The sequence below is a fragment of the uncultured Microscilla sp. genome (assembly GCF_947493425.1).
Classification (GTDB): Bacteria; Bacteroidota; Bacteroidia; order Cytophagales; family Microscillaceae; genus Microscilla.
The window spans coordinates 1-10,831 of the sequence record NZ_CANLRP010000233.1; the positions used below are offsets into that span (position 1 = coordinate 1).

A 10,831-nucleotide genomic window follows, 5' to 3' on the forward strand; every position below is an offset into this window, starting at 1 on the left:
GACATCTCTCCAGAACAAGTCAATGATGCCCTAAACAGGTTTTCATTTGGTAACGAATAATCTGTAGAGTTTTAAGACTTGAGGTAAAATACCTACAGATTTTTCACGTGCGTTCAAAATGACATGATGGTTCAGGTTTCGAATTGTCCTTGCTTGCTTGGTTTTGTCGTTGCGAGGCACAAGCCCAATGCTTTCGAGGCTCCCAAGGGAAGGCGAGGTTGTTTCTACTCCAAGTCCTTTCTTTGTCCTTCTAATGCCCCTGATTACTAAGCCTTTTTTATATTTCTTCGCTTTACATTTGTACAATAGTCCATAGTATTTAGTCCGTAGTCCATAGCTGATTCGAGTAAATGTTTATCTTATTAAGCCCTGTAAACCGAGCCTGTAGCTCTGCTACGGCGAGCTCACCGAAGGTAATCACTAGTCAACTTTGGCTAAAATCACTGCGGAGTATTGTTTGTACCAAAGGATATTTTAAATGAATAGTGGTTTTTGCAAAAGTGAAAAGACTTTTGTTCTCAAAGTATACAAACAACAAGCCCCAAGTTGAGCCATTGTAGTTGATGCCATGCAACCAGTTGGTAGTTTTACTTGGGTTTTGTTAAATGTCAAGCTAAAAACGCACCTGGTGATGCCAGGTGCGTTTTTTTTTGGTGTTGTGGAGGTGTACTTGTTATAACCAGCTGTTTTAAGTGTTCCGAAGGACACTTGAAAACTATCAATAAAAAGAAGTCTTTTGACTTATCACTGGTACTTGAGGATTTTGTAACTGTAGTACCTAAGCATATCCAGGGAGTAAAATACCTACAGATTTTTCACGTGCGTTCAAAATGACATGATGGTTCAGGTTTCGAATTGTCCTTCCTTGCTTGCTTGGTTTTGTCGTTGCGAGGTACAGGCCCAATACTTTCAAGTATCCCAAGGGAAGACTTAAAAGAGCGAGGTTGTTTCTACTCCAAGTCCTTTCTTTGTCCTTCTAATGCCCCTGATTACTAAGCCTTTTTTATATTTCTTCGCTTTACATTTGTACAATAGTCCATAGTATTTAGTCCGTAGTCCATAGCGCTGACAAGGTTCTAGGGACTAGGTATAAGGTTCTAGGTACACCCTGTTCCACAAGTAACTACACTTTTGTATCACGCTGATTTTTAGCTATTTACAAAAAGCGTAGTTAAAAGCTGATTCGAGTAAATGTTTATCTTATTAAGCCCTGTAAACCGAGCCTGTAGCTCTGCTACGGCGAGCTCAACGAAGGTAATCACTAGTCAACTTTGGCTAAAATCACTGCGGAGTATTGTTTGTACCAAAGGATATTTTAAATGAATAGTGGTTTTTGCAAAAGCGAAAAGGCTTTTGTTCTCAAAGTATACAAACAACAAGTCCCAAATTGAGCCATTGTAGTTGATGCCATGCAACCAGTTGGTAGTTTTACTTGGGTTTTGTTAAATGTCAAGCTAAAAACGCACCCGGTGATGCCAGGTGCGTTTTTTTTTGGTGTACCCCCAGCTGTTTTAAGTGTTCCGAAGGGCACTTGAAAACAATCAACAAAAAGAAGTCTTTTGACTTATCACTGGTACCTTATCCTCTAAGTAAATGCACTATTTATTTTGGATGAGATTTGTTCTCTGACGAACTTCCTAGCTGTTTTAAGTGTTCCGAAGGACACTTGAAAACTATCAATAAAAAGAAGTCTTTTGACTTATCACTGGTACTGATGCCTACTTGAGGATTTTGTAACTGTAGTACCTAAGCATATCCAGGGAGTAAAATACCCACAGATTTTTCACGTGCGTTCAAAATGACATGATGGTTCAGGTTTCGAATTGTCCTTCCTTCCTTCCTTGGTTTTGTCGTTGCGAGGTACGAGTAACCACTTCGTTGCGTACGTCATTGCTTAAAACTGTAGTCTTTTAGCGTCTCATCTAAGCACTTGTAAGCTTGCTTCTGATGACCACTTGAGGTAAAATACATCATAGATCACCTTTTGGAGCGGTTGCTTACCCCAAGACAATAGATAGACGAGCCCAAAAACACAGCGTACCTACCCCTAAACCTTGTAGAGACAAGGGTTGTTGGCACTAGCCAGGGTCCTGTTTACTCGCTGACAAACCCTGGTCAATCTTGGGGTAAACTTTCGCAGGTGGTATCTACTTTTTGTCCGTTTGTTTTTGGCGGCTTTAGCCCATGGCTTGTATACCTTCACTAAATAAAACTTTTGAAGCAACGGCATTTGAGCAGTCACCTACAGTTTATGGGTTGACTTAGTTGTCGTATGCCATAGAAAGCTTACTTTTTAACCCCAAGAGACTTATGCAAACCACTTTTGCCCAATCGCCAATTTGGCAGTTAGAACGCCAGTATTTCGAAGAAGTAAACCTCGGTGCCTGGCAACAAAACGAGGTACCCCATTATATTACCAGTAACCCCTACATGGCCAAAACCTATGCCCACATGATCATGGGCATGTTGCGTGACTCGTTGGGGCAACATGACACCGATGAACCGCTCTACGTTGTAGAATTAGGCGCGGGGCATGGACGTTTTTCGTTTCATGTGCTGCGTGAACTCAGCCACCAACTGGCCTTATTGGGCATAGAACAGCCCCCCCTGGTGTATGTCATGACCGACTTTGTAGAAGAAATGCTGAAAGCCTGGGAGGAAAACCCTCGTCTACAGCCTTTTGTAGAGGCGGGGTTGCTTGATTTTGCCCGGTTTGACATTACTAAAGACACGGCGCTCTTTTTGCGGAAAGCCCACCGCGCCATTATGCCAGGGAGCATGCGCCGTCCGTTGGTGGTCACTGCCAACTACTTGTTTGACTGTGTTCCCCAAGACTTGTTTTATTTTGACCAGGGGCAGGCTTATCAAGTACTGACTACCCTCAAAAACTACGACCCAGAGGCTACCCAAAGTGCCAGGGAACAATTGAAAAACATTGACCTTGAGTATGCTTATGAGGCTATAGACGGGGCTCGTTTTGACAACCCCACGGTGCAAAAGGTGTTTGATAAGTACAAGGACACGCTCCAGGACAGCCACCTCTTGTTTCCTGAAGCAGGCATGCAGGGCCTGGAGCGGCTGAAGGCTTTGTCGCCTTATGGCATGCTGTTGCTTACTGCCGATAAGGGCAGCTATATGCTACAAGACTGGCAACAACGTCCAGCGCCTTACCTGGCAAGCCACGGTTGCTTTTCGCTGACAGTCAATTTCCATGCCTTGGGGCAGCATTGCCAGGCATTGCAGGGAGAGTGGCTTACCCCAACACTACCTCCTCACCACATCAATGTGTTGGCTTTGCTTTATTTGCGCAACCCCCTACACTACACCGAAGTCATTTCCAACTATGATATGCAGGTGGCAGATTTTGGTCCGGAGGGCTACTACAGCATCAAAAAACACATAGAAAAGCAAATCCCCGACCTGGCCGCCAAAGACCTGTTTGCCTACCTGCAACTGAGCCATTATGATGCCCGGTTGTTTTCTCAGTTTTTGCCCCGTTTACACCAGCTAGCCGAACACCTAAACCCCCGCCAAAGCTTTGCCTTGCTGCACATTATTGCACAGGTATGGGACGGATATTACCCTTTGGGCGAAGCCCTGGATTTGGCTTATCATATCAGCACCTTATTGGTGGGCCTGGGGTTTGCCCAAGAAGCCATGCAGTTTGTAGGCTTTTCAGAAGAGCTATATGGCACCAACGAAAGCAACCTTTTTATGAGGGCTTTTTGCCATTATGCCCTGGAGCAGCCAACAGAGGCGCATGAAGTGTTACAAAAATTGTTGGGGCAAAACCCCCACCACGAGTCAGCCAAACAACTGATGCAAGAGCTTATGGCTACTCAGAGTACCTAACAAGTGCTACCTGAAGTGGTGAGAGTGGGGTTTTTACCCACTCTCTTTTGGCTATACTGGGGGAGGCAATCACAACACTTAAGCGAGCAGGTCTACTTTTGGTCTTATCTTAAGCCCCCTATTTTGCCCCATTTTTCCCTACATTCAACCCCATATAACAACCACTCTGCAAGTGGTTTAAGGTAAATGATTTAATATCTGCCTTCATCAAAAACATTGATATGACTACTTACCAAGAAAACTACCGCTACGACGCCAGCACCAACCTGTTGGCTTTGCATCATAGCCAAAATGGGACTACCCAAGAGCGAACCCAACCCGTGCGGACCCGCAACAACCGCCAACGGCTCTATACCTACGACGAGGCAGGCAACCAACTACGTACCGATGCCTTGGATGCGCTTCGTTATGGCGCTGACGGGCAAATTTGCTGCATTGAATGGCAACAAGGTGGCTATCGCTTGCGCGAAGATTATACCTACACCCAACCTGGGGTGCGTGCCCGCAAGGTGACTCGTACCTGGAATGCGGCAGGGATGTTGGTAGCTTTGGAAACAGCCACTTACATTGGACAGGTAGAAAAACGAGCCAGCTACCGAGGCGCGAACTTGAGCTATGATGGCGAGCATTGTACAGGCTACGCCACCCAACACCGTTGGACGGTGACCCGGATCAAAGACGGGCACGGGCAGGTGGGCATGCTCACCAAAAACGAGCTGACCGGAGAAGAAATCGTGACTTACAACGCCTTGAACCACTTGGACAGTAACGAGTTGGTGGTAGACGAAAACGGCAACGTGCTCCGCTATGCTAGTTATTTACCTTATGGCGAAACCCAAGAGGTGCTAGAGGCAAGTGAGGATGCCAAAAGCGAACTGAACTATTCGGGACAAGAACAAGATTCCACAGGGTTGCACTACTATGGCTATCGTTACCTGCAAGGCAGTAGTGGCCTTTGGAACCGCGCCGACCCTATCAGATTTGAGAGTGGGCAGTTGAATTTGTATGGGATGTTGGAGGGTAACCCAGTAAAAGGTAGAGATGAGATGGGGCTGATGAGTCTGACAAACAAGCAGTTAATGCTGCTTGTTGCGGGATATTTTAGGAGGAATAAAGCCGCTCGCCTTAAAGAACTATTGAGGCTGACATACCTGTATTTTCCCAGGGAGCGGGATGGTAAGCAATTACAAACGAAGGAAAAAAAATACAAGTATCAGCGAATAAGCGATATTAGTCGCGGGTATACAAATTTCTTTGAGTTCAACCACGTATACCAACAATTGGATTTGATACATGATATTCCCTACATTATTCATATGAACACCTATATGTATGGGGAGGCTGAGTCTTTGATTCGAAGAGTTGATCAGTATCACCGTGAATCAAATATTGCCGTGATCATAGGAATAAATGCCAGACAGGACAAAGACGTCAATATAAAACTCCATGAGAGCGAAATACATAAGCAGATGAAAAAACTTGGAGTGAGAGGAGGGGTATTTAGTTTCAAATGGAGTAAACCAAAAGGGAAAGGAGGAGGTTACGACTTTCCAAACATAGAAGGACGAGTGTTGGTAATGGAGCATGAAGTGGCAGATGCCATAACCCAAAAAGCAAGACAATTCACGAATAAATACCATAAGGGTTATCAGGTGATTCACCGTTGGTTGGATGATTTCACTACCAAGGATCCTTTGTTTTCAGGAAATAAGGGGAATAAAAAACTGAATCATCTACTGAATAGGATGCAGGATGGATATGCAGACATTGTACATGGAACCTATGGATTTGATGCAGATGATATGAAAAAATTGGTAACCAGCGACGAACTTTTAAAGTCTAAAAAATATGGAAAAGAGCTGGATAAGGACAAGGTGAAAAAACGTTGGGATAAGATAACGACAGATGCGGATAGTGAATTATTATTTTACGTCAAGAATATTATGGAGAAGCAAAACCAGACAGAGAAACGTATGCGTGAGAAGATGATGAAAAATAATGATTTGCCATATCCAAGCGAATTAAATATTCATTTTATATCAGAATTGTTAACAGAAAACTTGTTTAAACATATGCTGAGGGAAGCCAAAACTTTGGATAATGAAAAGGGGGTGCAGATGATGGAAGCAATTGTATTCGAAAAGGCAACAGGGCGAGCCAAAAGACGGGAGCTAGTAAAAGACTTTGTAACCTACAAGGCCATGAAAGGTCGTTATTTGAATCCAGTACTAGGGCCATTGGTAGGTCCGATAACACGAAACTTGTCAACTCAAAGCAATATGGGCGATGAATTTAAAGAAGCCCCCTTGTCAGATCAATCACATCTTAGCAAAGATGACTTTATGTATCAATTTACTAGACAAGCTGAAAGCCATAGAACGAAAAACACACGTAAGAAGCTAAACTTTAATTATGCAAACCATATAAACAGGCAGTTAGAGAACCTGAGAAATAGCCTCAGGTCAAGTCAAGCATTCAGATTCAATGACTCAGGTTTTGAGGTTATTAATGACTGGTATAAGATGGTTGATGGTGCTTATGGAAGAAATGCTAATCTGACTCTGGAGCAAGCGTGGCTTGATGATATTAAAAAAATAAGGAATACCAGGGAGTACCATAATGATAGCAGCAAACACACGATTAGCAGAATGCTTACGAATAAACATGGATGGATAAGAATGAAAAAAAGCAATACTCCTTTGAAAAAATTTCCTAAGAATCGCCATTGATTAGGGCTTAAAGTTCGACCTTGAAAAATTGGCTTCAATTGGTGTTGAAGCAGTTTTTTATGACATCGGGACTGCTCATTAAACTGTGTCAGTTAATTTTTTAGGAGAGCGAGGTTTTTACTCGTTCTCCAAATTTAATGTGAAATAACGGGGCTTCAGTTGGTGAAGGGTTGCGTCCGTTTCTGCTGAATATTATCCCATATAAATTGAGAGAGCGTTCATTAAACTGTGCTTTTTCAAAAAATGATCATTGATTATCAGTACTTTATATTTTTTTGACACAGTTATCTGAATGGACTCGCAAGAAGGTCTACTTTTGGTCTTATTGCCAATAGTTTGTTTTACTTTACATTTTCCTACATTTAGTCTTGATAAACAGCTACCTGACAGGCAAGCGCATCGCCTGCTCTCATCGACAATACGAATATGCTTACATACCAAGAGAACTACCGCTACGACGCCAGCACTAACTTGCTGGCTTTACGTCACACTCAAAACGAGACTACCCAAGAGCGAACCCAACCCGTGCGGACCCGCAACAACCGCCAACGGCTCTATACCTACGACGAGGCAGGCAACCAGTTGCGTACCGATGCCCTCGACCAGCTACGTTATGGCGCCGATGGGCAAATTTGCTATATCGAATGGCAACAAGGGGGCTACCGCTGGCGCGAAGACTATACTTACCTCCAGCCAGGGGTGCGCGCCCGCAAGATCACCCGCACCTGGAATGCGGCGGGGGTGTTGGTAGCTTTAGAAGCAGCGGCTTACATCGGACAGATAGAAAAACGAACCAGCTACCGAGGGGTGAACCTAAGCTATGATGGTGACACTTGTACGGGCTACACCACCCAACACCGCTGGACAGTGACCCGGATCAAGGACGGGCACGGGCAGGTGGGCACGCTCATTAAAAACGAGCTTACCGGAGAAGAAACGGTGACTTATCATGCCCTGAATCACCTCGATAGCAACGAGTTGGTAGTAGATGAAGCAGGCAATGTGATTCGTTATGCCAGTTATTTGCCTTATGGCGATACTCAGGAGGTGGTAGAAGCCAGCGACAAGAAAAGCAGCGAACTGGGCTATTCGGGGCAGGAGCAGGATGCCACAGGCTTGCATTATTATGGTTATCGCTACTTGCAAGGCAGCAGTGGCCTTTGGAACCGCGCCGACCCTATCAGATTTGCGAGTGGGCAGTTGAATTTGTATGGCATGTTGGATGGCAACCCGGTAAAAGGTAGAGATGTGATGGGGTTGTGGGATTACATAAAGTTTAATGGTAATGGTAATCTTGAAAATCTTGATAAAACACGTGAAAATATCCAGATGCTTAGGCTTCTGCAAAAGGTTGATGAAGACGAAATTTCGAAAAGGTTTCGTGGGGAATTTATCAGCGCTTTAGTGAGTTTGTTTAAAGCACAAAAGTTTACCCTTAACCAGTTTTTGGGACACTACACCGAGGAGAAGAAGCTGATAAGACAAAAATTACAGGATTACCAGACAAACGTAGACGATCCTTATACTGTCGCCATAGGGCGCGACCTTCCTAGACTTTTTGAATCCAAAGAGGAGTTTAAACTTAGATACAAGTACAAGGTATTGAGGAACTTAGATTCTTCACGTTCTTCCCATACTTATAGAAATCAGGCTCTTCAGGAATTGTTAAAAAATGATAATCATAACACAGGTCCTACAATAAAGGGATATAAGGAAGCTTTGCTGCGAATGGGAGTAGATGGCTCTAAAAATTCGATAGCAAAACAAATGTTTAAATATGGAAAGGAAGATGACTGGGATGATGCTAAAGGTATTGAAGGTGAAGAAGGAGAGAAAAAGTATAAAACACTAAAAAGGTGGTGGGAGCAAATGTATGGCCTAGCTGCCAACGATGACCTGAGAAGGGGAAGCGAAGATAAAGATCTGGGGAACTTCAAGCCAGAGTTTATACTACCTAAAAGTTCAGGAGTCATAGAAAGTAAGGTCCTACTCCCTGCCTATATTTTTCCGTTGGTTAGTCAAAAATCGGAAGGGGAAACCCCCAATGCAGATAATGCCAAAACGTTTGACAACTTTGGGGTGCAACCATACACATCGATTGATCTCTATAAAGATATCTATAAAGAATACAAGAAACTATTCGATGAAGCAGTAGCTAATGAAAATAAAGGTGAAGCTTTTATATACCAGCCCAACCCTGAGACCGCCAGAATGTATGCAAAAAAGGCAACAAATTATGTATTGTCTATATACGACATAGCCCCCTTTGGTAAAATAAGTTTAGCATTTCAAAAGCATAAATTGATAGAAAACAACAAAGAAAAACTTAAAAAATTTCCTAGGGTCTTTCAGAAAAATCTTAATGAATTATTTGTACAGCATAGAGATAATAAAGTCGATGGTAGCCCCGTATACACCGCGGCATATTACCAGGAGGAAAAAGGCGCTGGAATTAAATACTACCAGAAATTAAGTAAGGTAACCAAATACAAGAATTGGTGTCTTAAATATGATGGACAAACATACTGGGGCATAGGGCATCAGGTTATTAAAAATATGCTCAAAATTAAAAATAAAGATAAAAACAGCTTTAAGGTTTTAAAAAAAGCATTCCATAAGGGGTTAGGTGACCACATGGTCAATTTGAATAAGTTTGGACTAGGTGATTTCCCACACATGGACGTGCCCACCAGCACCTTTGTGCAAAGAAAATATATAAATGATTTTGTAAACAATAAAAAAGACGTACACTCAGGTTCAATACATATCCTAAGCATGCAATTTTTTCCCAAAATATGGGACCGAAAAAATAATAAGTGGAAGATAAGGTTTAAGATTATGGCAAGATGCCCTGGTTGCCACATCGGGAGCTTAGGAGCAAATGAGTACCCATTTTATGGCCATAAACATAAAAGTAAAACGACAATACACGAGCATTACGAGCTTTAATTTAGTAAAACGGAGAAAATAAAATAATCCAAATTTGGTGCAAAATTTTTTGTCAGGCGATTGAAAAACGGTAACATTCACAAAATTGTGTTTGTGAGTAACTTCTCAATACGTGTTATTTAACTGCCTATCAAGTATTTATAACGGCGTATTTATTCTCTTTTTTGAGGATTTGTTAAATCCATTTTTTATAAACATCTGATAATCAATGTTATACAAAAAAATGATTTAAAAAAGATTTACGTAATGAGTTCCACTTGTTATAAAGTATTGATTATTAATTTCTTATGGCTATTGAGAAGTTACAGGCTTTTGTATTAAGTTGTTAATAATCAATAACTTAGTCAGTTTTTAAATTACAGGCAGCCCCACATTAAACCGTGCCTGGAAATTACCTGATTTTTACATTTTACATCTTTGGTAAACAGAAAATAGGTAACTATCTGATTATCAAAGTAAATAAAAGTAAACATTGGCTTAACCGAAGTTTGGTAAAGTCAGCCCTTGTTTTTGCTTAGAATACAGGTTTGAACCTCATTTTCAGCATTAAAAAGGCATTTTACGCTCATACACGATTAAGTGTAGGACTACCCAGTTTTTAAATTACACGTGCGGAAGGTCGGCTGGATACTTATCTCTGGTGCAAAGGTAAAACAGGGTGCAAATGCTCTGCTTAATAACTGGGCAGAAGCGAAATGCCCGTGGAAACATTGATTGGTATTGTCCGGTAAGGGCTCATTCAGGGGACTGTGTCAGTTTATCTATTATTTAGGAGAGTGGGTAAAACCTCACTTTCCTTTGTTATTGCCTCAAGTTACGTAGATTTACTTTGTTGTTTTAACTTCTATTGTGAGACGGTTGTATGACTACATGAGTTATGCGACGCATCGCGTAACCATAAAAACCATCAAATGGGTAAGCAGACTCGGTATTTGCCTTAAACATCCTCATAAAGGCTCCCTTAGACAAAAGGTCTACCTTTAGTCTTGCTTCCTACACTTTATTTTGCCTTGGTTTTGCCTACATTAAGCCTTGATAAACAGCTACCTGGTGGCAAGTATATAGCCTGCACTCATCAACAATACGAATATGACTACTTACCAACAAAACTACACCTACGATGTTGGCACCAACCTGGTGCAACATGCGCACCAAAGCACGACAAGATACGCGCGGTGCCACCAACCCGTGCGCCGACGCAACAACCGTCAGACCCAATACCCTCTGGCTGTTTTAAGTGTTCCGAAGGTCACTTGAAAACAATCAATAAAAAGAAGTCTTTTGACTTATCACTGGTACTG

Annotated in this window: 3 protein-coding genes; all 3 read left to right on the plus strand. The window is 42.3% G+C overall.

Annotated elements, in window-relative coordinates; all coding sequences use genetic code 11:
- The first annotated feature begins 2,310 nt into the window (after positions 1-2,310).
- The 3 genes from Q0954_RS30745 (at position 2,311) to Q0954_RS30755 (ending at position 9,530) form a co-directional block, all read left to right on the plus strand.
- On the plus strand, positions 2,311-3,852 hold the full coding sequence (locus Q0954_RS30745) for a class I SAM-dependent methyltransferase (RefSeq protein ID WP_299464704.1): 1,542 nt from the start codon (positions 2,311-2,313) through the stop codon (positions 3,850-3,852).
- Between the two features lie 221 nt (positions 3,853-4,073).
- On the plus strand, positions 4,074-6,581 hold the full coding sequence (locus Q0954_RS30750) for an RHS repeat-associated core domain-containing protein (RefSeq protein ID WP_299464708.1): 2,508 nt from the start codon (positions 4,074-4,076) through the stop codon (positions 6,579-6,581).
- A 426-nt stretch (positions 6,582-7,007) separates the two neighbouring features.
- Entirely contained in the window at positions 7,008-9,530 is a 2,523-nt protein-coding gene (locus tag Q0954_RS30755; RefSeq protein ID WP_299464711.1) for an RHS repeat-associated core domain-containing protein, read from the plus strand.
- The last annotated feature ends 1,301 nt before the right edge of the window (positions 9,531-10,831 follow it).